This window comes from Streptomyces sp. NPDC050161 (assembly GCF_044460025.1).
Taxonomy (GTDB): Bacteria; Actinomycetota; Actinomycetes; order Streptomycetales; family Streptomycetaceae; genus Streptomyces.
Genome location: NZ_JBITJM010000034.1, coordinates 13149 through 29402 on the forward strand (window position 1 = coordinate 13149; position 16254 = coordinate 29402).

The 16254-nt window shown below is 68.5% G+C and carries 13 protein-coding genes; 8 read left to right on the plus strand and 5 right to left on the minus strand.

Annotated features, from left to right (window positions below; translation table 11 throughout):
- The first annotated feature begins 118 nt into the window (after positions 1–118).
- The gene (locus tag ACIBK8_RS33705) at positions 119–1066 is read left to right on the plus strand and encodes a bifunctional riboflavin kinase/FAD synthetase (protein WP_393687679.1); all 948 of its coding nucleotides are present in this window, start codon (positions 119–121) and stop codon (positions 1064–1066) included.
- A gap of 159 nt (positions 1067–1225) precedes the next feature.
- Here ACIBK8_RS33705 and ACIBK8_RS33710 read toward each other — a convergent pair whose 3' ends face one another.
- The 3 genes from ACIBK8_RS33710 to eccE form a co-directional block, all read right to left on the minus strand.
- On the minus strand, positions 1226–3940 hold the full coding sequence (locus ACIBK8_RS33710) for an SCO5717 family growth-regulating ATPase (protein WP_399046266.1): 2715 nt from the start codon (positions 3938–3940) through the stop codon (positions 1226–1228).
- Positions 3941–4271: 331 nt separating this feature from the next.
- Positions 4272–5120 (minus strand): hypothetical protein, encoded by an 849-nt coding sequence (locus ACIBK8_RS33715; RefSeq protein ID WP_393687681.1) that lies wholly within the window; start codon positions 5118–5120, stop codon positions 4272–4274.
- Positions 5120–6496: a type VII secretion protein EccE gene (gene eccE / locus ACIBK8_RS33720; protein ID WP_399046268.1), complete on the minus strand. Its 1377-nt coding sequence runs from the start codon at positions 6494–6496 to the stop codon at positions 5120–5122. The genes ACIBK8_RS33715 and eccE overlap by 1 nt, the downstream gene beginning before the upstream one ends.
- Before the next feature lie 185 nt (positions 6497–6681).
- Here eccE and eccB point away from each other — a divergent pair, with 185 nt between their 5' ends.
- The 7 genes from eccB (at position 6682) to mycP (ACIBK8_RS33755) (ending at position 14241) form a co-directional block, all read left to right on the plus strand.
- The gene (eccB, locus tag ACIBK8_RS33725) at positions 6682–8322 is read left to right on the plus strand and encodes a type VII secretion protein EccB (RefSeq protein WP_399046270.1); all 1641 of its coding nucleotides are present in this window, start codon (positions 6682–6684) and stop codon (positions 8320–8322) included.
- Between the two features lie 387 nt (positions 8323–8709).
- A complete protein-coding gene (locus ACIBK8_RS33730) occupies positions 8710–9036 on the plus strand; it encodes a WXG100 family type VII secretion target (protein WP_399046272.1) in 327 nt (108 codons plus the stop codon).
- Positions 9037–9155: 119 nt separating this feature from the next.
- Positions 9156–9449, plus strand: a complete 294-nt coding sequence (locus ACIBK8_RS33735) for a WXG100 family type VII secretion target (protein WP_399046273.1) — start codon at positions 9156–9158, stop codon at positions 9447–9449.
- Positions 9450–9668: 219 nt separating this feature from the next.
- Positions 9669–10934 (plus strand): type VII secretion-associated serine protease mycosin, encoded by a 1266-nt coding sequence (gene mycP / locus ACIBK8_RS33740; RefSeq protein ID WP_399046275.1) that lies wholly within the window; start codon positions 9669–9671, stop codon positions 10932–10934.
- The gene (locus tag ACIBK8_RS33745) at positions 10927–11256 is read left to right on the plus strand and encodes a hypothetical protein (protein WP_399046277.1); all 330 of its coding nucleotides are present in this window, start codon (positions 10927–10929) and stop codon (positions 11254–11256) included. The genes mycP (ACIBK8_RS33740) and ACIBK8_RS33745 overlap by 8 nt, the downstream gene beginning before the upstream one ends.
- A gap of 72 nt (positions 11257–11328) precedes the next feature.
- Complete coding sequence (locus ACIBK8_RS33750) at positions 11329–12819, plus strand: hypothetical protein (RefSeq protein WP_399046279.1); 1491 nt, start codon at positions 11329–11331, stop codon at positions 12817–12819.
- A gap of 90 nt (positions 12820–12909) precedes the next feature.
- A complete protein-coding gene (gene mycP / locus ACIBK8_RS33755; protein WP_399046281.1) occupies positions 12910–14241 on the plus strand; it encodes a type VII secretion-associated serine protease mycosin in 1332 nt (443 codons plus the stop codon).
- 124 nt (positions 14242–14365) lie between these two features.
- Here the strand turns inward: mycP (ACIBK8_RS33755) and ACIBK8_RS33760 are convergent, their stop codons facing one another.
- Together ACIBK8_RS33760 and ACIBK8_RS33765 are read right to left on the minus strand one after the other, a co-directional pair.
- The gene (locus ACIBK8_RS33760; RefSeq protein ID WP_399046282.1) at positions 14366–15451 is read right to left on the minus strand and encodes a PE-PGRS family protein; all 1086 of its coding nucleotides are present in this window, start codon (positions 15449–15451) and stop codon (positions 14366–14368) included.
- 204 nt (positions 15452–15655) lie between these two features.
- Positions 15656–15952, minus strand: a complete 297-nt coding sequence (locus ACIBK8_RS33765; RefSeq protein ID WP_399046284.1) for a WXG100 family type VII secretion target — start codon at positions 15950–15952, stop codon at positions 15656–15658.
- Positions 15953–16254 lie beyond the last annotated feature (302 nt).

The window sequence follows — 16254 nt, forward strand, 5'->3', positions numbered from 1 at the left end:
CCGGCAAGGCGAGGCCACCCTTCGCGCGAGGCGGCATCCCCGGCATGGCAGTCTTAGACCTGCGTCATGCCGAATTGGCGCATTGGACGGACACGAGTTCGGGCGAGGAGCGGGCAGAGTGCAGCGCTGGCGTGGCTTGGAGGACATCCCCGAGGGCTGGGGGCGCAGCGTCGTCACCATCGGCTCGTACGACGGAGTGCACCGCGGCCACCAATTGATCATCGGTGAGACCGTCGCACGCGCCCGTGAGCTGGGCATTCCCGCGGTGGTCGTCACCTTCGACCCGCACCCGAGCGAGGTCGTGCGCCCCGGCACCCACCCGCCGCTGCTCGCCCCGCACCACCGGCGTGCCGAGCTGATGGCCGAGCTGGGGGTGGACGCGGTGCTGATCCTGCCGTTCACCAAGGAGTTCTCGAAGCTGGCACCGGCCGACTTCGTGGTCAAGGTGCTGTGCGACAAGCTGCACGCGCAGGTCGTCGTCGAGGGCCCCAACTTCCGCTTCGGGCACAAGGCGACGGGCACCGTGGCCACCCTCGCGGAGCTGGGCAGGACCTACGACTACGCCGTCGAGGTCATCGACCTCGTCGCGCGCGGTACGGCGGGCGGCGGCGTGCCGTTCTCCTCCACGCTCACCCGGAAGCTGGTCGCCGACGGCGACGTGACGGGCGCCGCCGAGGTGCTGGGCCGCCCGCACCGCGTCGAGGGCATCGTCGTCCGCGGTGCCCAGCGCGGTCGCGAACTGGGCTTCCCCACCGCGAACGTGGAGACCCTGCCGCACACCGCGATCCCGGCCGACGGGGTGTACGCGGGGCTTTTGCACGTCGAGGGCGAGGCGATGCCGGCGGCGGTTTCGGTGGGCACCAACCCGCAGTTCGACGGGAAGACCCGCACGGTCGAGGCGTACGCGATCGACCGCGTCGGGCTCGATCTGTACGGGCTGCACGTCGCCGTCGACTTCCTCGCCTACATCCGCGGGCAGGAGAAGTTCGACACGCTCGACGCCCTGCTGGAGCGGATGGCGATCGATGTGAAGCAGGCGCGCGGGCTGATCGCCGCGGCTTCCTGAGGCGGCGGCGCCCCCGGTCGGCGCCGGCGGCCCCGTTCATCCGAACGAGGGAGCTGGTGGCGGGCCGGAACGAACGGCCGGCGGCGCGGCGCAAGGACGGTACGGAAGTGGGGCCTGGCAGTCAGCTGCCGGGCCCCACTTCTGTGTCCTACCGCCGGATCACTGCGGAGGCGGCTGCTGCTGCCATCCCGGCTGGAGCCCCGGCTGTTCCGGCTGCTGGGGTGCGTCCGGAGCCGGCTGCTGCTGTTGCCAGTGGGCGGGCGGCTGCTGCGGCTGCTGGGTCCAGCCGCCCTGCTGCGGCGGGTAACCGGCCGGGGGCTGCGCCTGCGGCTGCTGCTGCGCCTGCTGCGGTGGCTGTCCCTGCTGCGGGTACTGCTGCTGGGCGTAGGGGTCGCCGCCCATCTGCGGGCCACCCTGTTGCGGGTACATCCCCTGGGCCTGCTGGGCGCGCGTGAAGTCCTCAGCGACCAGCGCGGAGAGGTTGAAGTACGCCTCGCGGGTCTTGGGCCGCATCATGTCGAGGTCGACCTCGGCACCGGCGGCGAGATGCTCGTCGAAGGGGACGACCACGACGCCGCGGCAGCGCGTCTCGAAGTGCGACACGATGTCATCGATCTTGATCATCTTGCCGGTCTCGCGGACACCGGAGATGACCGTGATGCCGCGCTGCACCAAGTCCGCGTAGCCGTGCGCGGACAGCCAGTCCAGGGTGGTGCTCGCGCTGCTCGCACCGTCGACGGACGGTGTGGAGATGATGATCAACTGGTCGGCGAGGTCGAGGACTCCGCGCATCGCGCTGTAGAGGAGGCCGGTGCCCGAGTCGGTGAGGATGATCGGGTACTGCCTGCCGAGGATGTCGATCGCGCGGCGGTAGTCGTCGTCGTTGAACGTCGTGGACACCGCGGGGTCGACGTCGTTGGCGAGGATCTCCAGGCCGGAAGGGGCCTGGGAGGTGAACCTGCGGATGTCCATGTAGCTGTGCAGGTGCGGGATCGCGTGCACCAGGTCACGGATGGTCGCGCCGGTCTCGCGGCGGACACGGCGGCCGAGGGTGCCGGCGTCCGGGTTCGCGTCGATCGCCAGGATCTTGTCCTGCCGCTCGGACGCGAGGGTGGAGCCGAGCGCGGTGGTGGTCGTGGTCTTGCCGACACCGCCCTTGAGGCTGATCACCGCGATCCGGTAGCAGGACATCACCGGAGTACGGATCAGCTCCAGCTTGCGCTGCCGCTCCGCCTCCTCCTTCTTCGCGCCCAGCTTGAACTTGGACGGCTGCGCGTTGGCGCCCGGCTTGCGCCTCTTGGGCTGGTTGCGCAGCAGCCGGTCGGAGGTCAGCTCGACGGCGGCGCTGTAGCCGAGCGGCGCGCCGGGTGCGGCCCGCTGCTGCGGCTGCTGCTGGCCCGGCTGGGAGTACGAGGCGTAGTTCGCCGCGGCGTTCGGGTCGGCCGCCTGCTGGCCGGGGAGCGGCTGGTGCTGCGCCTGCTGCTGGGCGGCCTGTTGGGCCTGGGCCTGCTGTTGGGCCTGCTGCGCCTGCTGGGCCGCTTGGGCCTGCTGGGCAGCCTGCTGCTGGGCGTAAGCCTGGGCCTGCGCCTGCTGGTGTGCCTGCTGCTGGTCGTAACCGCCCCCGCCCTGCTGCTGCGGGTACCCCTGCTGCGGGTATCCCTGGGCGGCCTGCTGGGGCTGCTGCGGATAACCGTAAGCGGGCTGCTGCGCGGGCGCGTTGGGGTTCTGCTGCGGCGGCTGCTGGGCCTGCTGGGGGTAGCCGTACGCGGGCTGCGGGTAGCCGTAGGCGCCCGGCTGCGGCTGCGCGGGCGCGCCCTGCTGGGGCTGCTGCGGGTAACCGCCCTGTGAGGGCTGCGGGTAGCCGCCCTGCTGCACGGGTGTCTGCTGAGGCTGCTGCGGGTAGCCGGGCTGCTGCTGGACCTGAGCCTGCTGCGGCTGGGGCTGCTGCGGTGCCTGCTGGGCCTGTGCCGAACGGGGGTCGGCCGGCTGGTACTCGGGCGGCAGCGGCGGCAGCGCGCCCTGTCCCGGCACACCCTGCTGCGCGGCATCGGGCGCGGCGCCCCAGGGAGCGCCCTGCTGCGGAACTCCCTGCTGCGGAACGCCCTGTTGGGCAACGGCCTGTGGCGGCGCGTCCTGCTGCGGTACGGCCTGCGGAGGCAGCTGCTGATCCGGCACGGCCTGGACGGGCGGTGCCGCCTGCGCACCCTGGGACGGGTCCGCAACCGGCTGCTCCGGTGCCGACTGCGGTGCGGGCGCCGGGGTTTCGGCGGCGGGCGCGGGGGCCTCGGTCTCGGCCTGCGGGGCGGCTGCCGCCTCCGGCTCGGGCGCCGCGGGCTCCGGGTCGTCGTCCCAGAGCGAGGCCGACGGGTCGGCACCCGTGCCGGAACGGACGTGTGAGGCATCCGACGGTGCGTCGGACGACGGCGAAAGGTCCGGTGCGGGCGCCGCGTCGGGCTCCGGTGCCTCGGTCGGTCCGCCCTGAGCGGCGGTCGCCGGAGCGGGAGCCGCCGGAGCGTCACCCGTGCCCTGCGGGCGCAGCATCGGGAAACCGGGCGGCGCGGCGTCGGCGGGCGGCGGCACGGGAGCGGGCCCGGCGGCCGGCCCCGGAGCACCCTGCGGACCGGTGGCGGGCGGGCCCTGCGGAACGGGGCCCTGACCGGGCAGCGGCGCACCGGTGGGCGGCGGCGTCACAGGAGGCGGAGTGGAGGAGGCGGCAGGGGGAGTGGCGGCAGAGATGCCGCCCCCACTGGTGTCGTTGCTCGCATACCAGGCCGGAGCGGCAAAGTCGATCTTGAACTCGCCGGTCAGATCGAACTCGGACTGGTCGTCGTCAGGATCGTTCCCGTCCCGGCGGAAAGCCTCCTGCTCGTTCACTGTGCCTCCTGGTGTACTGCAACGCACCTGAACGGCAGGACCGGATACAGGCGGATCGATCGGATGTAGCGGAAGTCGGAACACACCACCCGGGGTTGTGCCAACACTAACTTTCTCCGTCCCCGTTTCGGCTGCCGTCGGAAGGTGCGCTCCTGCGGCTCTTCATACAGCCTAATCAAGAGTCGGCCCCGAACGGCAGTCGACGTCATGTCGTCTTCGAACCCTGCGGCACACCTACGGGCGCACCCGTGGATGCGCCCGTAAGAATGCTTGCGGTCCGGGGGCCCGGGGCGGTGCAGCCACCGCCAGGACCCGGCCCGCCACTGTGCCGTCAGTCCATCCGCCGCGGCCCGCCGAGCAGGTTGGTCTCCGCTTCGGTGGGCTGGGTCATGACGAACTGGTGGCTGTCGCGGGTGCACCAGAGCATGGCGTTGTCGCTGAGCGTCGGCAGCACCGCTCCCACCTGCTGCGGGAGCCGCATGATGCGCGTCACGACCTCGGCCTCCTCGGGCGAAAGCCGCTGCAGGCCGACCAGATCGGCGCGGCCGAGCAGCTGCGGCGAACGCGGGCCGAGGAACGGCAGCACGGTCAGCACCGACTGCCAGGGGCTGGGCGCGAGCTGATTGCGCGGCGGGCGCGCACCCATGTCGCGGACGACCAGAACGGGGCTGGAAACCGAAGGGCCCTGCGGCGCGATCTGGCGCACGTCGTGCACCGAAACGCACTGCTGACCGCCGCCCGCCGCCTGCGCCATCTGCCCCCAGGCCGGCGGTCGCGCGGTCTCGACGGCGACCCGGGCGCCGGTGGCGACCGTACGCAGCGCCAGCACCTGCGCCATCCACATGCTGCCGACCAGCGCGATCTCCAGCGGCGCGGGGCGCAGCAGGCTCAGCACCGCGGGCTGGTTCTGCGGGTCGATGCCGATGATCACGCCGTCGTCGCCGACCGGCAGGGTCAGCGAGGCGAGCGAATCGGCCGTCAGGATGTGCGGGCTGCGCCGCGGGCCGCGCAGGCCGAAACCGGGCTGCGGCTTCGGACCCGTCGGGCCCGACTGCTGCTCGTCGGGGCGCGGCTGGTGCGAGAGACGGCGCTCCTCGCCGGCGCCGGGGCCGCCGATCGGCGGATTGCGCCAGCCGTTGCCGCTGGTGTTGGTGCGGGGCTGATAGGTGGGAGTGGCCATCAGCGGGTACCTCCGAGGGGAAGCGTGGCCAGGAGGCCGGGCAGCTGCTCGCGGTCGAGGCGTACGAGGCCCACCTTCGCCGAACCGGAACGGCGCTCCAACTCGCTCTGGGCGGAGGTGAGTTCGTTCTCGCTGCGGGTCGACAGGCGTACGTAGCCCGAGATCGCGGGGGCCCGGCCGCCGCCGTGCGACGCGGTCAGCGCGAAGGTGCTCGCCATCGCCGCCGTGCTGGTCAGCAACTGGCTGATGGCCGCCAACGGCGCGCCGCCGTTGCCCAGTTGGGGCCACCGACCGATCCAGTACGTCGTGTGCCAGCGGTCGTCGCAGCGCCACGCGCGGGTGGACTCCTGGGTGCGGCGGGCCGACCTGCCGTCCCGCCCCATCGCTCCGTTGGCAGCCCGCGGGCTGACGCAGACCGCGGTGCCGATCGCGGCCACGACCTCGCGCTCGGCCAGCACCTTGGCCTTGACGCCGTGCGCCGTGAGCCGGCTGACGAGCTGGTCGGCGGCGCGCAGCAGGGAACGCTTGGCGCCGTCCATCCCGCCGCCGCGCGCCTCGATCGCCTCGGCGCACAGCTCCGGGTCGAGCTTGAGCGCGATCCAGGTCAGCTGGACGGCCGGCGTCTGGGCCTGGGCCTGGAGCGGCGCGTACGAGCGGGCGGCGACGGCCTGTTCGGGCAGGTGCGGCGCCGGCGCGGGCTGGGTGTACTGCACGAACTGCACGGATTCGAGGTGGATGTCCTCGACGTCCAGGGCGTTGTGCAGCACGTCGAGCGGCATCATGTGGCTGCCGCGCTGCGGGCGCAGCGGCTCGTCGCGGGCGTCCAACTGGACGAGGGCGGTGAGGAACGTGCCGTCGCCGACGAAGCCGATGGCGCGCTGCTCGGCGTCGGTGTACTCGTAGGTGCGCAGCGCCGGGTCGCACTCGACGACCGGGGCGAACGCCGGGTCGATGCCCGTGGTCGCCGATGCGCTCGTGGACTTGCCGCGGCGCTTCATCGCGCGCACCGTCGTGATCCACTCGGGAAGCGGGATCCGGCGGCGGCGGCCGAGCGCGAAGACGACGAGTACGGCGGCCACGACGACGGCGGCGGTCAGCGCGGCCGGATGGATCGACCAGCCCACCAGCACCAGGGCCGCGGCGATTTCGATGATGGCCAGCTGCTGGACGCGGACCCCGCCGATGTTTCCGGCCTGCGGGCGCAGGCGCGGGGCGACCGGGCCCGCCGGGCGGTCGGCCGAACTCCGGCCGCGACTGCCTCTGTTGCCCGGAGTCGATCCGTTTCGGTCAGCATCTCCCGCATTGCGCGGGGCAGCGGAAGGTGGTTGCTGCTGTTGCCGCCCATTGCGGCGTCGAGCCCTGGTGGCGCTGGACATCCCCCGGCCTGCTCCTCTACTGGTGTGGTGGCTCTGGGCGTATCAACCGCCGCTGAGACTGGTGCGTTGGAAGGTGGCACCCGTACCGTACGGGTCGATCGATACACGGCATAGTAGAGGGCGCTACGGCGTGCGTGCCGGGGGCGGTCGAAGGTGGATCCGACAGGCGGGGAGAGAAAGCAACAATGGCATCACGTCGGGACGAGCTGAATGCGTATTCTTTTGCGCGAAAGCGCACGAATGCCGCGTTCTTGAAGCCGCTGCCGAACGGCTCGATCGAGAGTGCGCCGCGTCCGCTGAAAGCAGTGTTGCCCAGCGTGCTGGTGGGGGTCCTGATCCTGGTGGGCTTCGGTGCCTGCGGCATCCTCAAGCCGGTTGCCCCGAAGGGATGGGACGCGGTCGGGGAGAACGTCATCGTCGGGGACAAATCCACCACCCGCTATGTGGTTCTGAACTCGAAGAACCCCGAAAGCGGAAAGAATGAAAAGCTCCTGCATCCCGTTCTGAATCTCGCCTCCGCGAAGCTTCTTCTCGATCCGGACAAGTACAAAGTCGTCAAGGTCAAGGAATCCGAGCTGGACGGAAAGATTCCGCACGGCCCCGCCATCGGAATTCCGTACGCCCCGGACCGGCTGCCCAGCAAGGATGACGCCGGCGCGGCCAAGGTCTGGGCGGTCTGTGACCGTCCGGGCAGCGGCGCCAACAGCAAGGCCCAGCAGGCGGTGTTCGTCCTCGGCGGCAAGGACAAGAAGCTCGTCGAGGGCAAGGGCCGGGTCGGTCTGAACCAGGCTCTCTACGTCCGTGACCCGGACGGTGTGCGGTGGCTGGTCGACCAGAAGGGCTTCGCCTTCCAGATCGACTCATCCGGCGGCGGCCACATCAAGCCCCCGCAGGGCAAGGAGGCGACGGACAGCGTCCTGCGCCGGGTGATCTTCCGGGACGCGGAGCCGCAGGACGTCACCAAGCAGTGGATGGACACGCTCGTCAAGAGCCCTGTCCCGATCTACATGCCGCAGGTCCCCGGCGTCGGCAAGCCCTCGCACGCCGAGGGCCTCCCGTCGAACTACACCAAGATCGGCACGGTGCTCGAAGTCCCCGACGGACAGAAGTACGTGGTGACCGCCGAAGGCGTCCAGCAGGTCTCGGACTTCATCGCGAAGCTGCTGCTGCAGGGCCAGAACGCCACGGACCTGCACCCCGGCGGCGAGGCGCTGGAGCCCGAGCACGTCTCCACCTCCAGCTTCACGCCGCAGACGGAGGACGGGCGGTCCGCGAAGTTCATGGGCAAGGTCCCGGGCACGGACGTCGACCTCCCCTGGCCGACCGAGGCCGTCGAGATGGCCAACAACTTCGAGGGCTCGCAGACCGGCTCCCTGACGGCCCCCACCGATAACGGCGTCTCCTGCAGCGTCTACGACGGCACCGCCACCAAGCTCCCCGGCGGCGCCGACAAGGCGCTGGGCTACCCCAACGGCATCCCGAACATGCAGACCTGGGTCGGCAAGGACTACCCGGCCAAGATCGCGAGCGGCGCCAGCGCGTACGTCACCCCCGGCAGTGGACTGCTCTACCAGGAGGTGAACACCGCCGCGCAGAAGGAAGGGTCGCTCTTCCTGGTCACCGACACCGGACTGCGCTATTCCGTCCGCGTGAACAACGACAGCGCGGGCAAGGCGGGTAACGCCCAGGAAGAGACGAACAAGGCGGCGCTGCGGCTCGGCTACAAGGGCGTGCACGCGCCGCCGATCCTCAAGTCGTGGTCGTCGCTGCTCTCCGCGGGCCCGAACCTCGACGTGGACAGCGCCAGGCACCCGCAGACCTCCTGAACACCTCGGCGGCGGACCTTCCTGCCGCGCCGACACCTCTGGGCGGGCCACCGGGAATCGGGTGGCCCGCCCTTTCGGTTCCGATTCCTCCGTTTCCTCCCACGGGTGTCAACTCGGCGGCAACCGAACGTGTGAAAATCTTGATGTGATTCTTTCTGAGCCGATAGCATGGCAACTGTCCGATTCGGCTGTGCGTTTGGCCGAACAGGACGCAAGGAACGGCCAGTTGGCCATGTTGTGATCGCATCACAACAGCCCTCCCCCTGTTGGGAACAGGGGTATGGAGTGGTTAAAGTGGCCGCTGGCGTCAACAGGAGATGCCAACCGTGAAGCGCCCTCATCGGCGCCGGACGGTACGACGTACGAGTCTCATGGGGGACGTTGACTATGGCTGGTCAGCAGTTCACAACCACCGAGGAGGAGATGGTCGCGTTCAGCGGCAAGATCTCCTCGGTCAATCACGCGATCCAGGGCGAGATTCAGCACCTGAACACGGTCGTCGACAACATCACCTCCGGTTGGAGGGGTGCTGCGGCCACTTCGTACAACCAGCTGCAGTCGAAGGTCAACGAGGACGCCACCCGCCTCAATCAGATCCTTGGCGAGATCAAGGAAGCGATTGACGCGACCACGAAGAACTACGTGGCTTCGGAAGACGAGCAGGCTCAGTCGATTCACCACGTCGCCTCCTCCCAGGATTCCCCCTTCGGATGATGGGTCCGCGCCGCCTCAGCCGGCGCATGTGACCAATCGCCGCGGCGGTGTCCGGGAAGGTTCCTGCGACCTGCCGCGGTATGTGAATCGACCAGCTCAACAACTCCCGAGGAGACGTAATGTCGGGGCACATCCTCGTCAATTTCGAGACGATTTCGCAGGCCGCGTCTGACGTGCGCCGCACGGCGAACAACATCAAGTCCCAGCTCGACAACCTCGAGGCCGGCGTCAAGAAGATCGCCGCCAGCTGGGAAGGTGCCGCGCAGGAGGGCTACCAGGCCCGTCAGCGCGAGTGGGACAAGCGTGCCGCTTCGCTGCACTCGACGCTGGAGGCCATCGCCAAGGCGCTGGACAACGCGGCGCAGAACTACCGCAGCACCGAGCACAAGAACGCCAACGTCTGGAACCACTGACCTGACATCAGTACAGGCAGGGGTGACCGACGGCTGAGCAGCCCGGAAGGCTCGCACAGTGGTCAATGAGGGCGAGCGCGCTGCATCAGTGCGCTCGCCCTTCTGGCGTCCGCCGCACCCGCACGCCTTCCCCACCACTTTCGCAGGCCCTCCCGCTCCTCCACCGCTTCCACACCCTCGTTCTCGTCCCGTCCACCACACATGGAGAGCAGACAACCCGTGGGATCTCGCGCCATCGGTCACCGTTCCGGGCACCGCCGAGCAGCCGGTGTACTGGTGACAGCGGCATGCGCCGTCGGCCTTTCCTGTGTCAGCGCCGCGCCGGCGTCCGCGGACGAGAACGTTCCGCTCAACAGCGGCGAGTGCAAGTTCAACACCAGCAACATCAAAGAGACCCCCTGGTCGCTGCAGCGCCTGCTGACCCAGCAGCTGTGGGCGCACGGCCAGGGCGCGGGTGTCAAGGTCGCCGTCATCGACACCGGCATCGACGCCGGCAACAGCCAGATCGCCCCCTCGATCGGCTCCGGGGGCAAGAGCTACGTCAAGGACGGCAAGAAGACCCAGGACCGCGTCGGCCACGGCACCAAGGTCGCCGGCATCATCGCCGCCAAGCAGCAGTCCTCCTCCGGCTTCTACGGCCTCGCGCCCGACGCGAAGGTCATTCCGTTCCAGCAGACCGACCAGGAGAAGGCCGGCACCGCCGACAGTCTCGCCAAGGCCATCAACGACGCGGTGGCCGAGAACGTCGACATCATCAACATCTCCCAGGGCACGGACGCGAGCGAGGCCCTCCTCCCGAGCCTGAAGCAGGCCGTCGGCAACGCCGCGAGGCACGGCATACTCATCGTCGCCTCGGCGGGCAACGACGGTGCCAGCGGCAAGGAAAAGACCATGTACCCGGCCGGCTTCCGGGAGTTCGACAACATCCTGGCCGTCGCCGCGTCCGACCGGAACAACGAGCGCGCCCCGTTCTCCCAGCCCGGCGACTACGTCAACATCGCCGCTCCCGGCGTCGACATGGTCTCCACGGTCCCCGGTGGCGGCAACTGCGTCGACCAGGGCACCAGCTTCGCCGCACCGTACGTCTCGGGAGCCGCCGCCCTGCTCAAGGCGCAGCACAAGGACTGGAAGGCCCACGAGCTGGTCTGGCATCTGGAGCAGACCGCCGAACGCGTCGACCGCGGCCCCGACCACAACATCGGCTGGGGCGTCGTCGACCCGGTGGCCGCACTCAACGACACCACCAAGCCCACCGCCTCGCCCAAGCCCGACAAGCCGTCCAACGCCGCCAACGGCGGCTCCGAGGTCCAGCCGGCCGCCCTCACCATCGGAGAGAGCCCGGAGGACCGGCAGGCGCGGTTCGCCATCTACATTGTGGGAGGCGGTCTGCTGGCCGTCGCGGCGGTAGTGGGCGCGTCCGTCGCACTGCGCGACTGGCGCCGCAAGACCGGATTCACATCTCACGGGGAGTCAAACCATGGGTGAGCAATATCGAGTTGATCTCAGCGCACTCGAGGACACCATCAGGAAGCTCAACAGCGTCTTGAAGGATCTCGGGAATGCGAACGCAGACACTCGATACAAAACATCGCTGTCGGCGAACGCACTGGGAGCGGATGCGCCTGGCGCCTCGTTTCTCGAGGCGCGGAAGCTGACCGAGGCCCATTCGAAGATGAAGGCGCACATCGAGGAGGTTGTGCAGCACCTCCACGACGTCACGGATCAGTTCGGCACCAACACGCGCAAGGTGCATGGGAACTACCAGAACCAGGAAGCCGAGACCGCCACGAGTATGTCCGGTGATTGATGTGGCGTCCCGGTCGGCCGATTGCAGCGGATCTGAAGTCAGCGTGGAGAGAAGCAAAGGGGGAGGCTTGCTGTGAGCAAAGAGACGACTGAGTACCAGTTCATCCCGGCGACGATGTGTTACGCCGCCGAGCATGAGACCAACTTCGCCGAGATGGACATGGACACCATGAAGGCGATGGTCAAGGCGTCCAATCCCAGCGAGGTGCACAATGTGTCGCAGGGGTGGAAGGACGTTCACACCCAGCTTGTCGGGGGCGGGGGCGGTGGAATCCAAGGAGCATTCGACGCTGCTGTCGAAGAAGTTCTCCAGCACTGGCACGGAGACTCCGCTGATAAGTTCAAGGCGCAAGCGAAGAAGATCAGCAAGAAGATCTCGGACGGCGCTATGTACGCCGACTACACCTCAAAGGCGATGAAGAACGCGGCCAACGTGCTTGAGCAGCTCAAGCCCGAGGTTGAGTCGATGGAGAAGCCAAGCACGGCCAACAAGGCGGTCAACTGGCTCCAGGACGGCGGTAGTCGCGACGACGACGGCCTCAAGCGCGACCTTTCCAACCCTCACATGACGACGCAGCAGGCCCTGGACAACAACACCGGCAGCCTCTCGGCGGGCAAGGAGCAGCAGCTCCGCATGGCCGTCAAGATGGAGCAGCTGGGGGCGGCATATTCTTCCCAGGCCAAGTCGATGGGCTCATGGACGGCGCATAAGCGCGTGAGCGAGGGCGAAGAATATCCGGGCCCCCCTGGGGGCGACCCGCCTTCCGCCGTGCCAATGCCGATGCCGACGGGGCCGACAGGACCGGGGCGGGTGGAAAGTCCGTCGCTCAAGCCGACAGGAAAGGGGCCCGGCTTCTCGCCCGGTGGTCTCCAGTCGCCGAAGACGCCGGGGATCAGTGGCGGGATCTCCCCCCAGCCCGGCAAGGGATCGTTCACTCCCGATGTCAACACCGGCCTCGACAGCTTCAACCCCCCTAAGGGTGGCGGCGCAGGCGGTGGCGGTATCGGCGGCGGTGGCGGCGGCATCGGTGGTGGTGGCGGCCTGAACGGCGGCGTCGGTGGCGGAGCCGGCGGTGGTTCCGGCGCTGGTGGCGGTATCGGCGGCGGTGGCGGTATCGGTGGTGGTGTCGGCGGCGGCATGGGCGTGGGCCGCGGCGGTGGTGCCGGAGGCGGAGCCGGAGCGGGTGCTCGCGGCGCAGGCCGTTCAGGTATGCCCGGAATGGGCGGCGCCGCTGGTGCCGGCAAGGGCGCCGGAGGCAAGGGCGCAGGCGCGGGCCGCGGCGGTGCTCTGGCCCGTCAGAAGGGCGGCGTCATCGGCTCCGGAAGCGGGAAGGCCAGCGGCGCCGGGCAGGGCGGATCCGGCCTGCACCGGAGCCGAGGCGGAGCACAGGCCGGCGCCGGAGCGGGTGGCCGTCGCCCCGCGGGCATGGCGGGCGCCCCTGGGATGCACGGTGCCAAGGGCAAGGAGAAGGGGCAGAACAACGGCGAGCGCCCCGACTACCTTGTCGAGGACGAGGAGACCTGGGCGTCGGAGCGTAACGTTGCCCCGAAGGTCATCGAATAGGAACCTGTCGTCAGCAAATCGGTGGTAGCAAGACGGGGCCCGTTGCTCTCTGGGCAGAAGGCCCCGTCCTGTTAGGAGAGGTGTAAAGGAATGAGCTTCACGCGGAAGCTGCGTGTGGTGGGCGGCGCGGTGGTGGCTGGGGCGCTGCTCTTCGGCACCGCACCGGTTGCGTCGGCGGACCAGATCAGAGATGCACAGTGGCCTCTGAAGGCGTTCAAAGCAGACGACATTTGGGACATCTCAACCGGTAAAGGCGTAACGGTTGCGGTGATTGATGATGGCGTCAATTCGAGCCATGAGGACTTGCGAGGAAATGTTCTCGCGGGCAAGGATTTCGTGGATGGCGGTAGCCCCGACGAAGAGAACGGCGACACCCACGGGACCGAGATGGCCGGTATCATTGCTGGCCATGGGCACGCGGGTGGTTTCGCCGGGGTGAAGGGGCTTGCTCCCGATGCCAAGATTCTCCCCATTCGAGATATTGGGGAAAGGCCGGAGGGCTACGCCACATCCATTCGCTACGCCGTTGATCACGGTGCGTCAATCATCAATATTTCCCAGGTGGGCACTGCCGCAGAAGGGACGGCTGAGCCTGCCGCGATTGCGTACGCCGTGAAGCACGGGGTGTTGGTTATTGCTGGCTCCGGGAATGAAGGAGAGGGTGCGTCTTCGCCGCTCACTTACCCGGCTCGGTATCCGGGCGTCCTTGCCGTCGGTGGCGTGGAAAATACAGGAAAAGTCTGGCCGGATTCAAATTACGGGCCATGGGTTCGTCTGACAGCTCCGGCTACCGATATTGTTTCGACGGGGCGTGGGACGTCTTCGTACCGGAAGAGCTCAGGCACATCGAATTCAACAGCCTTCGTCTCCGGAGCCGCTGCCCTTCTCCGCGCAAAATTCCCTGACCTCACGCCGGGCCAGATCGTCAACCGCCTGACCAAGAGCGCCGGTCTTCCCCCTTCGGCTCAGGGGATCTCGCTCCCCGACCAGAAGTACGGCTACGGATACATCCAGCCCCTCGCCGCGCTCAAGCGGGATATTCCGGCCGGTTCCAAGAACGGGCCGTTGACGATGCCCAAGGTGGACTCCTCGCCGTCGGCCGGGGATTCGACCGGTTCGCAGGGGACGGACGACAAGGGTGGTTCGTCGCAGGCGGTGGAAAAGCCCGGTGTGAGCCCGCTGTTCATCGGTCTGATCGTGGTGGCGGTGCTGGTGGTCCTGGGGATCATCCTCGTCATCGTTCTGGTGGCGCGACGTAAGGGCCGGCGCAACGGCCCGCCCCCGGGTGGTCCGGGTGGGTTCGGTGGCCCCGGTGGTCCCGGTTTCGCGCCGCAGCAGCCGGGCCCCTACCAGCAGCAGCCCGGATCTCCTGGCCAGTACCCCCCGCCCCCGGGGCAGTACCCGCCGCCTCCCGGCCAGTAGCGCACGGCGGCTCCCGCTGCCTGGAGCAATGAAGCAAGGGGCCCGCTGTCACCGTCAGAGGTGGCAGCGGGCCCCTTGCTGTGCGGCACCGCGGGCGGCTGCGGGGCAGACGGCCCGCCGGCGGTCAGCCGAAGACCGAGCGGACGTGGTCCCTGGCCGCGTCCGTGGTTTCCTGGTGGCGGGTGGCGGCGCCGCCGGTGTGGTGGTCGACGCGGCGTTGGGCGTGGTCCAGGCCGCGGTCGGTGAGTTCGTCGCGTTTGGCCGCGAGGTCGTTCTTGCCGTGCTCGATGTACGTGTTGGGGTCGGCAAGGCTGGTGACGCCGTCCTTGTACTCCTGGACCCTGTCGGTGGCGTCCTTCTTGACGTCCTCGATGTATTCGCCGGCCTTTTCCTTGCCGACGTCCGCGGTCTCGCCCCAGCGGATGCCGTCGCGTTCACCGAAGTGGCTTTCGATGCCCTGTTCCGCGACGTTCTGCGCCATGCCGGTCGCGGCTTCTTTGGCCTTGTCCTTGGCGCCTTGGACGACGGTTTCCTGGACGAACTCCTTCGCGGAATCCTTGGCCGCGGTGACGACCTTGTCCTTGACCTCTTCCTTGACGGTGTTCTTGATGTAGTCCGTCGCCAGTTTGCGGGATTCCTTGGACACGGCGTTCTTCGCCATCTTCTTGATGGCGTCCATCGTGGCGTGTTCCATCGCCTTGGTGGCCGCCTGCACTACCTCGCGCTTGATCTTGTCCAGGATCTGGCGAACGATCAAACGGGTCGCCTGGGTGGCTCCGGCGGCGCCGAGTTCGGACAGGCCGAGGGTGAACGGAGCGGCAGCCTGGGCGGCGATGAGTTCGGCGGCCAGCATGACGAGCTGGACGATGACCGCGACCTTGCCCTCGATGACTGCGAGCGCGGCGGCGTCGAAGGCGAGCGCGATGACTTCGGCCGCCGCTGCGGCGTCGCGAAGGTAGTTGTCGCCGCTGTCCCCGCCGCCGGAGAAGGATCCCCATTCCTGGGAAAAGCCGTCGACGGCTTCGCCCGAATTGGCGGAGAGGACTTCGTTGGCCGCCGACGATCCCTGGGACGACGCCTGATTCACCTGGGTGGCGAAGTTGCGCCAGGCCGCGGCGCATTCGAAGAGCTTGTCCTCGTCGGCGTTCGGCCAGTCGAATCCGAGGAGATCCAGGACCCAGTCGACTCCGTCTGGCAGCGTCAGTGACACAGTGTTCGTCCCCCGTGCGATGGTAAGCGATTGGTGCTGAGTTGATCAGCAACTGGCTGAGCAGTGCTGAGCGGTGGTGAGCAGTGCTGAGTGGTGGTGCTGGATGGTGTGGAGCGTGAAGTGCGGAGCGGCACCGGGGATTGCGTGGTTCAGGAGCCGCCCGGGGCGGGCGCGTCCTGCGGAATCCGTTGGTGAGGCCGGGCCTCAGATCATCGGGCGGCCGACCGCGCTGATGGTGTGGATGCCCTGTTCATCGGATTCGGCATAGGACTGGGCCATGGTTTCGAGCTTGTCGCCGATGCCTTCGAGGCGTTCGCCCAGGGAGTCCATGGACTTGAACATGCCCTTCTTGATCGGGTCGTAGATCGTCTCGAAGAGCTCGCCGAAGTCACACTCCTCCCAGGGGCTGCCGAGTGCGTCCAGATCGTCTTGCAGCTTCTTCGACGCCTTGGAGAAGTCGTTGCCGATGTGGATGAACGCGGAACCCTGCGCCTTCAGCACATCCGGATCAACGTCAAATGCCTTGCCTGCCACCACTGCCCCCGGTTTGCGCCGTTTCCCGAACTGTAATTCTCACGTCTAACGATCTCACATTAGGTGATCTGTCCGTAGCCATGTCAAGGCGGGTATGTGGAGGCTCCGTGGGCGTCTTGCGAGGCCAACGGAGGGGGAATTCAGGGAAATTGGGTGGGTGGTTGCTATGGCTGCGTGGGTGGGGGTGAGGCGGCCCTGGGGGAAGGGCGGGGAAGTGCGCCGGGTGCGGGGACCAGGGGGTGGGGCGGGTCGGTGGTCCCGTAGCATTT